Source organism: Kribbella sp. NPDC049227, from assembly GCF_043197265.1.
Classification (GTDB): domain Bacteria; phylum Actinomycetota; class Actinomycetes; order Propionibacteriales; family Kribbellaceae; genus Kribbella.
In genome coordinates this window covers 548,768-563,364 of record NZ_JBICST010000006.1, presented here as the reverse complement: position 1 = coordinate 563,364, position 14,597 = coordinate 548,768, and the positions used below count along the sequence as shown (strand labels likewise).

Annotated in this window: 17 protein-coding genes and 1 pseudogene; 12 read left to right on the top strand and 6 right to left on the bottom strand. The window is 68.6% G+C overall.

All coding sequences use genetic code 11. The features are described 5' to 3' along the window. Positions 1-26: 26 nt before the first annotated feature. From yvcK to ACGFH6_RS28695, 9 genes are all read left to right on the top strand, one after another. Entirely contained in the window at positions 27-995 is a 969-nt protein-coding gene (gene yvcK, locus ACGFH6_RS28735; RefSeq protein ID WP_393390126.1) for a uridine diphosphate-N-acetylglucosamine-binding protein YvcK, read from the top strand. Between the two features lie 83 nt (positions 996-1,078). Then, a complete protein-coding gene (gene whiA / locus ACGFH6_RS28730; protein WP_131515928.1) occupies positions 1,079-2,062 on the top strand; it encodes a DNA-binding protein WhiA in 984 nt (327 codons plus the stop codon). A 205-nt stretch (positions 2,063-2,267) separates the two neighbouring features. Further along, on the top strand, positions 2,268-3,275 hold the full coding sequence (gene gap, locus ACGFH6_RS28725; protein WP_393390123.1) for a type I glyceraldehyde-3-phosphate dehydrogenase: 1,008 nt from the start codon (positions 2,268-2,270) through the stop codon (positions 3,273-3,275). Between the two features lie 87 nt (positions 3,276-3,362). Then, entirely contained in the window at positions 3,363-4,565 is a 1,203-nt protein-coding gene (locus tag ACGFH6_RS28720; RefSeq protein WP_360446971.1) for a phosphoglycerate kinase, read from the top strand. A gap of 5 nt (positions 4,566-4,570) precedes the next feature. Further along, a complete protein-coding gene (gene tpiA, locus ACGFH6_RS28715; RefSeq protein ID WP_360446973.1) occupies positions 4,571-5,377 on the top strand; it encodes a triose-phosphate isomerase in 807 nt (268 codons plus the stop codon). Further along, positions 5,374-5,607 carry a preprotein translocase subunit SecG gene (secG, locus tag ACGFH6_RS28710; protein ID WP_393390120.1) on the top strand — a complete coding sequence of 78 codons (234 nt, stop codon included), beginning with the start codon at positions 5,374-5,376 and terminating at the stop codon, positions 5,605-5,607. Before tpiA ends, secG begins: the two co-directional genes overlap by 4 nt. A gap of 16 nt (positions 5,608-5,623) precedes the next feature. Next, on the top strand, positions 5,624-5,983 hold the full coding sequence (locus ACGFH6_RS28705) for an RNA polymerase-binding protein RbpA (protein WP_131356954.1): 360 nt from the start codon (positions 5,624-5,626) through the stop codon (positions 5,981-5,983). 102 nt (positions 5,984-6,085) lie between these two features. Further along, entirely contained in the window at positions 6,086-7,066 is a 981-nt protein-coding gene (locus ACGFH6_RS28700; protein ID WP_393390116.1) for an SMP-30/gluconolactonase/LRE family protein, read from the top strand. 60 nt (positions 7,067-7,126) lie between these two features. After that, the gene (locus ACGFH6_RS28695) at positions 7,127-7,981 is read left to right on the top strand and encodes an LLM class flavin-dependent oxidoreductase (RefSeq protein WP_393390113.1); all 855 of its coding nucleotides are present in this window, start codon (positions 7,127-7,129) and stop codon (positions 7,979-7,981) included. 82 nt (positions 7,982-8,063) lie between these two features. On the opposite strand, the gene ACGFH6_RS28690 is transcribed toward ACGFH6_RS28695, so the two are convergent. Continuing rightward, complete coding sequence (locus ACGFH6_RS28690) at positions 8,064-8,267, bottom strand: cold-shock protein (protein WP_012921273.1); 204 nt, start codon at positions 8,265-8,267, stop codon at positions 8,064-8,066. A gap of 446 nt (positions 8,268-8,713) precedes the next feature. Between ACGFH6_RS28690 and ACGFH6_RS28685 the strand changes: the two genes are divergently transcribed. After that, complete coding sequence (locus ACGFH6_RS28685; RefSeq protein WP_393390110.1) at positions 8,714-8,989, top strand: protealysin inhibitor emfourin; 276 nt, start codon at positions 8,714-8,716, stop codon at positions 8,987-8,989. On the opposite strand, the gene ACGFH6_RS28680 is transcribed toward ACGFH6_RS28685, so the two are convergent. The 4 genes and pseudogenes from ACGFH6_RS28680 to ACGFH6_RS28665 form a co-directional block, all read right to left on the bottom strand. Beyond that, positions 8,986-10,443: a beta-N-acetylhexosaminidase gene (locus ACGFH6_RS28680; protein WP_393390563.1), complete on the bottom strand. Its 1,458-nt coding sequence runs from the start codon at positions 10,441-10,443 to the stop codon at positions 8,986-8,988. The genes ACGFH6_RS28685 and ACGFH6_RS28680 overlap by 4 nt on opposite strands. 42 nt (positions 10,444-10,485) lie before the next feature. Beyond that, positions 10,486-10,914, bottom strand: a pseudogene (locus tag ACGFH6_RS28675) (fructosamine kinase family protein); the annotation flags it as partial. A 15-nt stretch (positions 10,915-10,929) separates the two neighbouring features. Next, positions 10,930-11,259 carry a hypothetical protein gene (locus tag ACGFH6_RS28670; protein WP_393390107.1) on the bottom strand — a complete coding sequence of 110 codons (330 nt, stop codon included), beginning with the start codon at positions 11,257-11,259 and terminating at the stop codon, positions 10,930-10,932. Then, the gene (locus ACGFH6_RS28665; protein ID WP_393390104.1) at positions 11,219-12,436 is read right to left on the bottom strand and encodes an MFS transporter; all 1,218 of its coding nucleotides are present in this window, start codon (positions 12,434-12,436) and stop codon (positions 11,219-11,221) included. Before ACGFH6_RS28665 ends, ACGFH6_RS28670 begins: the two co-directional genes overlap by 41 nt. Before the next feature lie 51 nt (positions 12,437-12,487). Here ACGFH6_RS28665 and ACGFH6_RS28660 point away from each other — a divergent pair, with 51 nt between their 5' ends. Further along, entirely contained in the window at positions 12,488-13,144 is a 657-nt protein-coding gene (locus ACGFH6_RS28660) for a CGNR zinc finger domain-containing protein (protein WP_393390102.1), read from the top strand. A gap of 191 nt (positions 13,145-13,335) precedes the next feature. Continuing rightward, complete coding sequence (locus ACGFH6_RS28655; RefSeq protein WP_393390099.1) at positions 13,336-13,752, top strand: VOC family protein; 417 nt, start codon at positions 13,336-13,338, stop codon at positions 13,750-13,752. 53 nt (positions 13,753-13,805) lie between these two features. On the opposite strand, the gene ACGFH6_RS28650 is transcribed toward ACGFH6_RS28655, so the two are convergent. Continuing rightward, positions 13,806-14,552: a phytanoyl-CoA dioxygenase family protein gene (locus tag ACGFH6_RS28650; protein WP_393390096.1), complete on the bottom strand. Its 747-nt coding sequence runs from the start codon at positions 14,550-14,552 to the stop codon at positions 13,806-13,808. Between the last annotated feature and the right edge of the window lie 45 nt (positions 14,553-14,597).

Genomic DNA, 14,597 nt, shown 5'->3' with positions numbered 1-14,597 from the left:
GAGAGCACGGGCCGGGGCGCTCGGGCATGCCGGCTGGGGGACGATCACCAGATCCCCGCTCAGCTCCCCGGGTCGTCGCCCTGGGTGGGGGGCATGGTTTGGCAGCCTCGCTGTCCGCACTCCGTCATGTCACCGACCAACTGACCGCGGTCGTCACCGTCGCCGACAACGGCGGCTCGTCCGGGCGGTTGCGTCGCGAGCTCGGTGTGCTGCCGCCTGGCGATCTGCGGATGGCGCTGGCCGCGCTGTGCCGCGACGACGAGTGGGGCCGGACGTGGGCCGACGTACTGCAGCACAGGTTCCGCAGCAACGGTGAGCTGCACGATCACGCGGTCGGCAACCTGCTGATCGTCGCGTTGTGGGAGTTGCTCGGCGAAGCAGTCGACGGACTCGACTGGGTGGCCCGGCTACTCGGCGCACAAGGCCGCGTCCTGCCGATGTCCGCCGTACCGCTGGACATCACCGCGCGCGTGCTCGGACTGGATCCGGAGCATCCGGAGGCCATCGCCGAGATTCGCGGCCAGGCCGAGGTGGCGACGACCGAGGGTCAAGTCGTCGATGTCGCGCTCGACCCGGCCGACCCGCCGGCCTGTCCCGAGGCTCTGGTGGCCATCGCGGAGGCCGACTGGGTAGTGGTCGGCCCGGGCTCGTGGTTCACGTCAGTGATCCCGAACTTGCTGGTTCCCGCACTGTCCCGCGGTCTCCAGGAAACCAGCGCTCGTCGGTTGCTCACCCTCAACCTCGGTGAACAGAAGGGCGAGACCGACGGCTTCTCGCCGGAAACGCACCTCGAAGTTCTGGCCGCTCATGCGCCGGATCTGCGCATCGATGTAGTCCTCGCCGACGAGCAGCATGTCCCCGACCCGGAGTCCCTACGCCGTACCGCGCAAGCACTCGGCGCCGATCTGGTGATCGCCGACATCGCCGCCGAGGACCGCCAGCTCCACCACGACCCAGGCAAACTGGCCAAGATCTACCGCGAACTCTTCGAGTGACTCACCGCCCGTAACGGATCGGCCGGGTGGCCGTTGGAGTTGCAGCCCCGAGGGTCTTTGACAGCGGTGGGAGGATTGCGTTCATGGCGATGACAGCACAGGTGAAGTCCGAGTTGACCAGTATTCAGGTCACGAAACCCTGTTGCCGCAAGGCCGAGGTGTCCTCCGTACTGCGGTTCGCGGGCGGTCTGCACCTCGTGTCCGGGCGGATCGTCATCGAAGCCGAACTGGACAGCGGCGCCGCTGCTCGCCGGCTGCGCAAGGACATCGCCGAGATCTTCGGCCACCCGTCGGACGTCGTCGTGATCTCCCCATCCGGAATCCGGAAGCAGACGAAGTACGTCGTTCGCGTGGTTCGCGACGGTGACGCGCTGGCCCGCCAGACCGGGCTGGTCGACAACCGGGGCCGTCCGGTCCGCGGCCTTCCGCCGGCAGTCGTGTCAGGTGCCTCCTGCGATGCGGTGGCCGCGTGGCGCGGTGCGTTCCTCGCGCACGGCTCGCTGACCGAGCCCGGCCGGTCGTCCTCGCTCGAGGTGACCTGCCCCGGTCCCGAGGCTGCTCTGGCGCTGGTCGGCGCTGCCCGGCGACTCGGCATCGGTTCGAAGGCCCGCGAAGTACGCAACGTCGATCGAGTGGTGATCCGCGACGGCGACGCGATCGGTGCACTGCTGACGCGCCTCGGTGCGCACGAGTCGGTGCTGGCGTGGGAGGAGCGGCGGATGCGCCGCGAGGTCCGCGCGACGGCGAACCGGCTGGCCAACTTCGACGACGCGAACCTGCGCCGCTCCGCGCGTGCCGCGGTCGCGGCCGGTGCACGCGTCGAGCGTGCGCTGGAGATCCTGGGCGACGACGTACCCGACCACCTGCAGGTGGCCGGCAAGCTGCGGCTCGAGCACAAGCAGGCGAGTCTGGAGGAGCTCGGCCAGCTGCACGAGCCGGCCCTGACCAAGGACGCTGTCGCCGGCCGCATCCGCCGCCTGCTGGCGATGGCGGACAAGCGCGCCGCCGACCTCGGCATCCCGAACACCGAGGCGAACCTGACCCCGGAGATGCTCGACCCGGCCTGATCCAGTACCAGCCAGTCAACTGGTATTCGCATGGCGGCCCCGGAAGTTTCCGGGGCCGTTGTGCGTGCCGCTGGTCCGCCCGTGAGGCCGTCGCGAGCGGCGGTGGTCTGCTGTGGACGCTACCAGTTGGCCGAGTGGGCTCTTGGGCTAGTGTTCGGGGTGAAGCGGCAGTGCTCGAAAGCTAGTTCTGAGGAGACGCAGTCCCGTGACCGTACGCGTAGGTATCAACGGCTTCGGCCGGATCGGCCGTAACTTCTTCCGCGCCGCGCAGGCGTCCGGTGCCGACATCGAGGTCGTCGCCGTCAACGACCTGACCGACAACCAGACCCTCGCTCACCTGCTGAAGTACGACTCGATCCTGGGCCGCTTCCCTGGTGAGGTCTCCGCGACCGACGACGACATCACCGTCTCCGGTCACAGCTTCAAGGCGTTCGCCGAGCGCGACCCCTCGAACCTGAAGTGGGCCGACGTCGGCGCCGATGTCGTCATCGAGTCGACCGGCTTCTTCACCGACGCCACCAAGGCCAAGACGCACGCCGACAACGGCGCCAAGAAGGTCATCATCTCCGCCCCGGCGAAGAACGAGGACCTGACCGTGGTGATGGGCGTGAACCACGACCTGTACGACGCCGAGAAGCACACCGTGATCTCGAACGCGTCCTGTACCACGAACTGCATCGCCCCGCTGGCCAAGGTCCTGCACGACGCGTTCACGATCGAGAAGGGTCTGATGACCACGATCCACGCGTACACCCAGGACCAGAACCTGCAGGACGGTCCGCACAAGGACCTGCGCCGCGCCCGCGCCGCCGCGCTGAACATCGTGCCGACCTCCACCGGCGCCGCGAAGGCGATCGGCCTGGTGCTGCCGGAGCTCAAGGGCAAGCTGGACGGCTACGCGCTGCGCGTCCCGGTCCCGACCGGCTCGGCCACCGACCTCACCGTCACCGTCGGCCGCGAGGTCACCGCCGACGAGGTCAAGGAGGCCTACAAGTCCGCCGCCGCCGAGGGCACCCTGAAGGGCTACCTGACCTACACCGAGGACGAGATCGTCTCCACCGACATCGTCACCGACCCGGCGTCCTGCATCTTCGACGCGGGCCTGACCAAGGTGATCGGCAACCAGGTCAAGGTCGTCGGCTGGTACGACAACGAGTGGGGCTACTCGAACCGCCTCGTCGACCTGGTCAACCACGTCGGCGCCTCGCTCTGACGCGTCCCGTTCACGTTGCGTCCGGGGGACTGTGGCTTGCTGCCACAGTTCTCCGGACGTTAGCCGTTTCTTCGAAGGAAGCTGACAGTGAAGACGATTGAAGAACTGGGCGACGTGGCCGGCCTGCGGGTGCTGGTCCGCTCCGACCTGAACGTGCCGATCGACGGCGACACGATCGGTGACGACGGCCGGATCCGCGCGTCGCTGCCGACGCTGGTCCAGCTGGCCAAGGCCGGCGCCAAGGTGATCGTCACCGCGCACCTCGGCCGCCCGAAGGGCACGCCGGACCCGAAGTTCACCCTGGCCCCGGTGGCCAAGCGGCTCGGCGAGCTGCTGCAGCCCGAGGGCATCACCGTGCACTTCGCGGCCGACGTCACCGGTGACAGCGCGCAGGAAGCCGTCCAGGAGCTGGACGAGGGCGAGGTGCTGCTGCTCGAGAACGTGCGGTACGACCCGCGCGAGGAGAGCAAGGACGAGACGCAGCGAGGTGCGCTGGCCGAAGAGCTGGCCGCGCTGGCCGATGTGTTCGTGAGCGACGGCTTCGGTGTCGTGCACCGCAAGCAGGCCAGCGTGTACGACGTCGCGCGCCAGCTGCCGCACGCCGCGGGTGGCCTGGTGCTGGCGGAGGTCGACGTACTGAAGAAGCTGACCGAGAGCCCGCAGCGCCCGTACGTCGTCGTGCTCGGCGGCGCCAAGGTGTCGGACAAACTCGCCGTGATCGACAACCTGCTGGCCAAGGCCGACAAGCTGCTGATCGGCGGCGGCATGGTCTTCACCTTCCTGAAGGCGCAGGGACACGAGGTCGGCAAGAGCCTGCTCGAGGATGACCAGCTGGACACGGTCAAGGGCTACCTGGAGACCGCGAAGGCCAAGGGCGTCGAGATCGTGCTGCCGACCGACATCGTGGTCGCGCCCGAGTTCAAGGCCGATTCGCCGGCGACTGTCGTGGCGGCCGACGCGATCCCGGCCGACCAGCTCGGCCTCGACATCGGCCCGGAGTCCGGCAAGGCGTTCGCCGCCGAGATCGCCGGTGCGAGGACGGTGTTCTGGAACGGCCCGATGGGCGTGTTCGAGATGGAGGCGTTCGCGGGCGGAACGAAGGCCGTCGCGCAGGCGTTGACCGAGGTGGACGGGCTGAGCGTGGTGGGTGGCGGTGACTCCGCCGCGGCCGTGCGGCAGCTAGGCTTCGCGGACGACGCGTTCGGGCACATCTCCACCGGTGGTGGGGCGTCGCTCGAATACCTGGAGGGCAAGGAGCTCCCGGGTCTCGCAGTACTGGAAGAGGACTGAGCACGATGGCGGATGCCGCCCGTACGCCACTCATGGCGGGCAACTGGAAGATGAACCTCAACCATGTCGAGGCCGTGCACCTGCTGCAGAAGCTGTCGTGGACGCTGCAGGACAAGAAGCACGACTTCGAGCGGGTCGAGGTCGCGGTGCTGCCGCCGTTCACCGATATCCGCAGCGTGCAGACGCTGGTCGACGGTGACCGGATGAAGATCAAGTACGGCGCCCAGGACGTGTCGCTGCATGACGCGGGCGCCTACACCGGTGAGATCTCGGCGGCGATGCTGTCCAAGCTCGGCTGCACCTATGTGCTGGCCGGGCACTCCGAGCGCAGGCAGTACCACCACGAGACCGATGCGGTGGTGAACGCCAAGGCAGCCAAGGTGCTCGAGGCCGGACTGATCCCGATCGTCTGTGTCGGCGAGGGCCTCGAGGTCCGGCAGGCCGACGGTCACGTCGAGCACTGCGTCAACCAGATCGACGGCGCGCTCGCCGGGCTGAAGGCGGACGACGTTCGCAAGCTCGTCATCGCCTACGAGCCGGTCTGGGCGATCGGCACCGGCGAGGTGGCCACCCCGGAGGACGCGCAGGAGGTCATCGCGGGCATCCGGGGCCGGCTGGAGGAGACGTTCTCACCCTCGGTGGCCGACTCGGTACGGATTCTTTACGGTGGATCGGTGAAGATGGCCAGCGCAGGTGGCATCATGGCCCAACCGGACGTGGACGGTTGCCTGGTGGGCGGTGCCAGCCTGCAGGTCGACGAGTTCGCCGGAATCTGCCGTTACCTGGACCTTCAGTTAGGCTACTCCTCGTGATTCTCGCTTTCTCGATCGTCGTGATCATCTGCAGCCTGATCCTCACGCTGCTCGTGCTGCTGCACAAAGGCCGCGGTGGCGGTCTGTCCGACCTGTTCGGTGGCGGTGTGTCGTCCAGCCTGGGCGGCTCATCGGTCGCGGAGCGGAACCTCGACCGGATCACGATCGGCATCGGTCTGATCTGGTTCGCTGCCATCGTGGCGCTCGGCCTGCTCTACAAGCTCGGCTGAGGGGGAGTAGGTTCCCGTGGCTGGTGGTGGTAGTGCGATTCGTGGCAGCCGGGTCGGTGCGGGCCCGATGGGCGAGGCGGAGCGCGGCGACAGCGCGCCCCGGCAGCGCATCGTGTTCTTCTGTGCGAACGGGCACGAGACCGCGACGGTGTTCGCCGTCGAGGCAGCGATTCCGGAGGCGTGGGACTGTCCGCGGTGCGGTCTGCCGACCAGCACCGATGTGAACAACCCGCCCCCGCCGCCGAAGATCGAGCCCTACAAGACGCACCTGGCCTACGTGAAGGAACGCCGCAGCGAGCAGGAGGCCGCCGAGATCCTCGAAGAGGCCCTCGAGAAGCTTCGCGCCCGCCGTGCCCGCGGCGAGGTCATCTTCTGATCCACAACGCCCAGCCCGGACCGATCGCCGATCGGGCCGGGCTGTCGCGTTTCGTGCTGACCCACTGACAGGCAGTGCGACGTACGCGTTAAGGTCGGCGGCATGAAGTCTTCGATCTCGCCGGTTCGCTGGACTCCGCCGCCGGCTGCTCCGGTCCGTCACCCGAGGAACATCGACGTCGAGACGGTCGCCTTGCCAGGGCACGGACCCGAGGACGCGCTGATCGATGACGACGGCAGCGTATTGACCGGCCTGCTGGACGGACGGATCCTGCGGGTCAGCGCGGACGGCAGGACGATCACCACCCTCGCGGACACCGGTGGCCGGCCGCTCGGTCTGGAGTGGCTGCCGGACGGCAAGGTCCTGATCTGCGACGCGAACCGCGGCCTGCTGACACTGGACAGGGACGGCCGGATCGCGACGCTGCTGGCCGAGATCGACGGCCGCCCGATGCGTTTCTGCAACAACGCGGACGTGATGCCGGACGGCACGATCTACTTCACCGACTCGTCCACGCGCTTCGGTGTCGACGAGTGGATGGCCGACCTGCTGGAGCATTCCTCGACCGGCAGCGTGTATCGACTGACCCCGGACGGTCAGGTCACCCAGTTGGCCACCGGCCGTTCGTTCCCCAACGGCGTGGCGCTCAGCGGCGACCGCCGTACGCTGTTCTGGGCCGAGTCCGCGACCTACGGGCTGTACAAGCTCGACCTCACCGATCCCGAAGCCGACCCGGTGCAGGTGGCCGCGATCCCAGGGCTCCCGGACAACATCGCGCGCGGCTCGGACGGCCTGATCTGGGTCGCGATCGGCTCACCCCGCAACGCCCTTCTCGACCTGCTGCTGCCGAAGCAGCCCGTCTTCCGCAAGCTCGTCTGGCAGTTGCCCGAAGCCCTCAAACCGAAGGCCGCCGACATCATCGAGATCCAGGCGTACGACGACAACGGCACGCTGGTGCACGACCTCCGCGCCAAACACCCGGACTTCCACATGCCCACCGGGGTGCGCGAGCGGGACGGGAAGGTCTGGCTGGGCAGCATCGGCACGGACTCCCTGGCCAGCTTCCCGACGCCGGCGCGTTAGCACGCAGCCATCGGATGCCTTCGGCAAACTCCGGGAACAGCAGGGCACTAGGGTGCTGGCATGCGATTCGGGATCACGATCCTGCCGGAGTACCGGTGGAAGGACGCGGCGCCGCGGTGGCGGCGGGCGGAGGAGCTCGGCTTCGACCATGTCTGGACCTACGACCACCTGACCTGGGGCGGCCTGCAGGACTCGCCGTGGTACGGCACGACGCCGACGCTGACCGCGGCGGCGCTGGTGACGTCGACGATCCGGCTGGGCACGTTCGTGACGTCCCCGAACTTCCGCCATCCACTCGCGCTGGCGCGCGACATCCTGGCCCTCGACGACGTGTCCGACGGTCGCTTCCTGTGCGGCATCGGGTCGGGTGGCGGCATCGACGCGACGATCCAGGGCGGTCCGGAGCTGACCGCGCGGGAGAAGGTCGACCGGCTGACGGAGTTCGTCGAGTTGCTGGACAAGCTGCTGACGAACGACGGTGTCGACTACCTCGGCGAGTACTTCGAGACCCGCAACGGCCGCACTCTGCCGGGCTGCGTGCAGCAGCCGCGGGTGCCGTTCATCATGGCCGCGAACGGACCACGGTCGCTCCGGCTCGCCACGAAGTACGGCACCGGCTGGGTGACGACGGGCCTGAAGTCGCCGGACTTCGACACCTGGTTCGCGTCCGTCGTCGACCTCAGCCACCGGCTGGACGACGTACTCCAGCGCACGCCGTTCGACCGCTACCTGGCCTTGGACTCGGCTCGCTACTCACTGTCCAGCGCGGCCGCCTTCGAGGACGTCGTCGGCCGTGCGGGGGAGCTGGGCTTCACCGACGTCATCACCCACTGGCCCCGCGCCGAAGGCGTCTACGCGGGCAACGAGGACGTCCTGGAGCAGGTTGTCGCCGAGATCATTCCTCGCTACCGCTAGGGCGCCCGGGACGGCGAAAGAGCCGCACACCGGGATGGTGTGCGGCTCTTTCATTTCAGTTTCGAGAAGGGTGATCCAGAGATCAGATCGGGCGGATGTTCTCCGCCTGCAGGCCCTTCTGGCCCTGGGTGATCTCGAACTCGACGCGCTGGTTCTCGTCCAGCGAGCGGAAGCCCGAGGTCTGGATGGCCGAGTAGTGCGCGAACACGTCCGCGCCACCGTCATCCGGGGTGATGAAGCCGAAGCCCTTGTCAGCGTTGAACCACTTGACAGTACCGACAGCCATTTGTGTCTATCTCCTTGATGGCTTGTAACAAACCGCGACCCACACCTCATGAGCCACGTGTCGCCGAAAGGCCCCAGAAGACAGAACCGGCCATGCAGCACAGCGAAAGTCAGTGGGAGTCCAAAAGTGCAACGCGACAACTGTAGCCGATCTGGGGCCGCGTGGAAGGGGTGACCACGAACACGTGTCGCTAATAGTCGCCGCCCGCCACGCTGTGTGTGCGCTCCGATTCAGCTTCTCCGCGACATTCAGGGACCCCGGCGTACGCCGAATCCCGCGCCGACCTGCTGATTCGCGGCCGGCGCCGGGTTCCGGCCGATGGCAACGAAGGACATTTCGCCGGTACGCCGGGTGATGGTCGCGCGAACCTGATCGGGTTTCCCGGCGTGTCGCGCGGCTCTGGACATTCGTTGCGGGGCACGCAATGGTGGCCCGAGGAGGCACTCTTGATCGTCAAAGTGACCCGCAGTGGCGGTTTCGCCGGTCTGATGGCGCACGGTGAACTCGACACGAACGCCGAACCGGACGCCGGCAGACTGGAGGCTGCAGTGCGTGCGCTCGACCAGGGCAAGCTCGGCACCGGCCGCCCGCAACCGGACCGGTACGTCTACCGGCTCGAGGTGCGTGACACCGCGGGAGCGGACGCCACGCACCTCACCGTCGCCGAGCAGGACGTGGACCAGACCACCGCCTGGCTGCTGGACCGCGTCCTGGGGCACTAGCTCCAGTCGACCTCAGGAGCGCGGTAGTAGTTCACGTTCAGCACGTCCCAGCGCGCCGCCTGGCCGGCCAGCCGCGCCCTGTACGACTCCCAGTCCAGCGCGGACGCCGGCGACCACCCGAGCTCGGCGATGCCCGGCAGCCGCGGGAACGCCATGTACTCGATCTTCGACATGTCGTCGAAGGTCTCCGACCACAGCGGCGCCTCCACGCCGATCACGGCGCTCTCCGGCAGGTCCGGGATGAGCGTCGCGGGGTCCCAGCGATAGGCCTTCTCCACACTGACCAGACCGGCCCAGTCGAGGCCGTACGGCGTGTCCTGGTCGTACTTCATGTCCAGGTACGCGCGGTTGGCCGGCGACATCACCACCTCGGCGCCGTTGGCCGCCGCGTTGCGGGTCAGCTCCCGCGACCGGTCGTCGTCGGTACCCCAGTACTGCACGATGCTGCCGGCCGGCAGCGGTGCATCGGCGATCTCGTGCCAGCCCATCACCCGCTTGCCGTGCTTGACGACCAGTTCGGCCGCCTTCGGCACGAACGTGAGGTAGTCCGAGTGCGGAGTCGAGTGCGCCTCGTCCCCACCGAGGTGGATGACGTCGCCCGGCGTCTGCTCGGCCACCTCCCGGAAGACATCGTCCAGGAAGTCGTAGGTCACGTCCTTGTGCACGGCGAGCGAGCTGAATCCGACCTCGGTGCCGGTGAAGTACTCCGTCGCCTCGCCGTCGGCGTTCAGCTCGGGGTACGACGTCAGCGCCGCGTTGGTGTGTCCCGGGGTGTCGATCTCCGGGACCACGGTGACGAACCGCTCGGCGGCGTACAGGACGATCTCGGCATAGTCCGCCTTGGTGTAGTGGCCACCCGGGCCGCCGCCGACCTCGGAGCTCGCTCCGTGCTTGGTCAGCTCCGGCCAGGAGTCCACCTGGATCCGCCAGCCCTGGTCGTCGGACAGATGCAGGTGGAGCCGGTTGAGCTTGTAGAGCGACGCGAGGTCGATGCAGCGCTTGACCTCGGCGACCGAGCGGAAGTGCCGGGACACGTCGAGCATGACGCCGCGGTACGGGTAGCGCGGTGCGTCGGCGATCGTCGTACCGGCGATCTCCCAGGGGCCGGACTGCTCCGTGCCCGCATCCGCCATGGCCGGAAGCAGCTGGCGGAGCGTGGTCACGGCTCGGAAGAGGCCCTCGGCCGTGGCCGCGGTGAGCGTCACCGCCGAGCTGTCCACGCGGAGCTCGTAACCCTCCGCGCCGAGCGAGCTCGGTCCGTCGGTCGAGAGCGTGATGGTGCCGGTGCCCGGCTCCACGGGCAGGGGGAAGCCGGTGGACAGGCGGAGCTGGGCGGCGAGCTGGTCAGCCACCCAGGTGGCCGCCTCCTCGGTGCTGAGTACGCCGACAGTCGCCGAGGACTGCAGCGTGAAGGTCTGGTCGGGCAGGGGGTTCTGGGTGACAGGCTGCGGAATCAGGGTGGGCTCCGGTGATCGCGTGGGTTGTTTGGAAGAGTCTTATCCATATTTGTGCGCCATGGCGATCGCCTGCGCGACATAGCTCCCGCCGAACATCACCACATGGGTCAGCAACGGGTGCAGCCGGTGCAGTCCGATCCGGTCACGCCAGCCCTCCGCGAGCGGGTGCGCCTCGTCGTACGCGCGCAGGACTTGCTCGAGCTGCGGCATGCCGAAGAGGCCGAGCATGGCCAGGTCCGTCTCACGGTGACCGCCGTGCGCGGCCGGGTCGATCAGGTGTACGCCGTGGGCGCTCCACAGGACGTTGCCCGACCAGAGATCGCCATGGATCCGGCTCGGCGGCTCCGACGGGTCGTCGTACTTGCCGGCCGCCAGCCGCCGGCACACCAGCTCGAACACCTCCAGCTGGTGCCCGTCGATCGTGCCTTGGTCGTACGCCGCCCGCAGGTACGGCCGGAGCCGGAGGTTGGCGTAGAACTCACCTCACGACTTCAGCGGCTCCAGCGCGTGCGGTAACCCGATCGTGCCGATGTAGCCGTCAGCGTCCCACCCATCCGGCGGTACGCCGAAGTGCCGCGCACCCGCGTCGTGAGTGACTGCAAGCTGCCGACCGAACTCGTCCGCGGCCGCTCCGGTCGGCGGAACGAGGTCGAGCCGCACCGTGCTCAGGTGGTCGCTGGAGACATCGACCGGCTTGGCCACCGGCGCGCCGCCCGGTACGGCGAGCCAGTGCAGGCCGGCGGCCTCGACCTCGAAGAACCCGTCGGGCGCGTCATGCCGCCTCTTCACAAACCTGTCGCCCAGGACGGTCATGGTCGCACTCTGCCACCCGGACCCGGCGCCGAGCCAGCACCGGCTCAGCCAACAACGTCAGAACCGCTGCGGCGGCCAGCAGGGCGCCGACCAGTGCCACGCTGCGCACTCCGACGCCGTCCACCAGGCCACCACCGATGAACGCACCTGCAGCGATGCCCACGTTGAAAGCGGAGCTCGTGCCGGCCGAGGCGAGGTCGGTGCTGCCTGGCGCGACCTGCAGCGTGCGGTTCTGTACTGCGACGGCCATCCCGCTGAATGCGAGGCCGGTGACAGCGATCAGGGCGACTGTGGCCACCAGGTGACTGCCGAAGACGTAGAGGCCCGCGAGCGCACAGCTGAGCAGCGCATAGGAGACGACCACCGATCCCCACGGAAACCGGTCAAGGATCCGGCCCACGATCAGCGTCCCGGTCAGGCCACCCACTCCACTCGCGAGCAGCATCGGGCCCAGGGCATCCCGGGGCAGGCCGGTGATGTCCAGCAGGAAGGGCGTGACGTAGGTGTTGAACGTCAGGAAGCCGGTCACCCCGATCGCCGAGCTGGCGAGGATCACGCCGTACCGCCGGAAGTCGGGCGAACTGCCGCGGCCGGTTGCTCCGTGGCGACCCTCGACCGCCGGAAGCAGCACGACGATGCCGGCGCACGCGACGGCGCCGAGAACGGCCATCACGGCGAGCGGGACGCGCCAGCCGGCCTGTTCGCCGAGCCAGGTGCCGAGTGGGATGCCGAGGACCGGCGCGAGCGCCGTGCCGATCGCCAGTCTGGCCACCACCCGGCCGCGGACCTGCGGTGGGAACAGGCTGGTCGCGATCGGCGGCGCGATGGCCCAGAACAGTGCCTGGGAGAGCGCGGTGAGCAGCCGGCTGGCGAAGAGCAGCCCGTACGTCGGCGCGGCGGCGGAGAGCGCGGTCGACACGGCCAGGACGCCGAGCGTGGTGCCCAGCACCAGGCGGCGGGGAAGCCGCAGCGTCAGACGGGCGAGCGGGATCGAGGCCAGCACCACGACGGCGGCGTACCCGGTCACCAGGAGGCCGACCTCGGACCGGGATCGATCGAGGTCACCGGCGACCACGGTCAGGAGTCCGATCGGGAGAACTTCGATCGTCACGTACGAGAAGGTGCTGAGGGCGAGCATGAGGAGGGCCGCGTTGGCCCGGCGGGACGTGATGGGCATGGCTTCACCTGTGATTCCACTCAACGGCTGTATGGTGGTAGCGTCTCACCCATGACCGACAGTTTCCGCGACGAGCTCAGGATTGTCGGTGGGCATCCCGCCCTGGACCTCGTGAACACGGTAACGCCCCGGATTCCGGGCCGTCCCGACCCGCACGACTATCTGAGACGGCCGACGGACCTGCTCGACTGGAGTCGCCGGATCGAGCTCGTCGACCCGGCCGAGGGTGAGGCGATCGCGGCGGTCTGGGAGGGTGCACCGGACCTGGCCGACAAGGCTCTCCGGGCGACGGACGAGATCCGCGAGGCAACGTACGCCGTCCTGGCTCCGCGCGCGGGCGCGGCTCCTGCGCTGCCGGCGGAAACCTCGCAGGAGTCCGTGTACGAACGGTTGATGCTGCGCTGGGCCGCCGCGGCCGCGCGCTCGATGCTGGTCGCGCGGATCGACGGTCCCGGGGTCGTCGACCTGCGTGTCGGCACCGCGCCGGCGTTGATGATCCCGGATCGGTTGGTGGCTGCCTCGGTCGAGCTGCTGCGGACGGTCGAGCTGCGACAGTTGCGCGCCTGCCCGATCGACGAGGGCGGGTGCGGCTGGCTGTTCCTGGACCGGAGCCGGAACGGATCGCGCCGCTGGTGCTCGATGGAGGACTGCGGCACCCGCGCGAAGATCCGCAAGCTGTCCGAGCGGCGACGCGCTACCACTGTCTAGGTGTTATGCCGGCAGTTCTGGCGGCCGCTCACTGTCCGCGACCAGCTGACCCGTCAAGATGGCGTGTCGAAAGATGCGAAGTGTCCGTCGGACCTGTCATCGTAGGCGGCCGGGCCTTCCGACCACGACGGGCCTGGCCGGTCCTGCCCCAGACAGGGGCGGGCAGTTGGTGAACAGAAGCTGGAGGACAGATGACGCAGGTGGCAGAGCAGCCGGGCAGTACTGCCGGGCGGCTCGGCTCGGTGGTGCTGGACTGCCCGGACCCACTCGAGCTCGCCCAGTTCTACTCAGCGCTGCTGGGGCTGGACATCGACGAGAACGGTGACGACGACTGGCGGAGCCTGACCGGCCCCGGTTCGTCGCTGGGCAACTCGGCGCTGGCCTTCCGCCGCTCGGAGGAGTACGTGCCGGCCACCTGGCCCGGCACCGACGCGCAGGATCTCCATCTCGACCTCATCGTCGAGGACATTTCCAGCGGCCACGCGACCGTGGTCGCCCTCGGGGCCGAACCGCTCGACCCCCTGGACCCGCCACCGGCCGACGACGGTCGCGGCTGGCGGATCTACGCCGACCCCGCAGGGCACCCGTTCCGGATCTGCCTCGAGTAAGGCGACCGTCCAGCGCCCGCCCCAGCCATCGGCCGGGGCGGGCGCTCGCTGTGTCAGACCCACGCACTGCTTCCGGTGAACGGGAAATGCGTGCCCTCGACGTACTTCGGCCGTGGCTGGTAGCTGTTGACCCCCGGCGCACCGCGCAGGTGGAAGGCGCTCGGGTACGGCACCTCGGCATCGGTGATCCGCGTCGACGTGGGGATGTAGCGGATCGTCAGCCCGCACCGCCGGTTCGGCGACGTGTTCGCGTTGCTGCCGTGCACGATGTTCGGGTGGTGCACCTCGACGTCACCCGGCGCGAGCACCATGTCGACGGCCGCGGACTCGTCGACCTCGACCGCGATCTCCTTACCGAGAACGCTCTCCACCTCGGTGTTGTCGCGCATCCCGGCCACCCCCGAGCGATGACTGCCCGGGATCACCCGCACGCAGCCGTTCTCCGGTGTGGAGTGGTCGACCGCCAGCCACAGCGTCACGACCTTCATCGGGTCGAGCGGCCAGAACGCCGCGTCCTGGTGCCACAGCACCGGCTGCCCGGAGTACGGCGGCTTGGAGATGTAGTGCGACGCGAACAGCGCGAGATCGGGGCCGACGAACTGCGACGCGATGTCGAGCAGCCGTTCGTCACTCACCAACCGCACCCAGAACGGGTCGTCGCGCAGGTACACGTGCCCGAGTTGTTCCGGCCGTACGTCGGGGTGCCGCGCCTGCAACCACTCGACATGATCATTCACTTCCTTGATCAGGGCCGGATCGATGACATCGCGGAAGATCACATAACCGTCGTCTTCGAACATGTCTCCATGCTGCGGTGTGGAAACATCGGCTACTAGCAGCAAGCT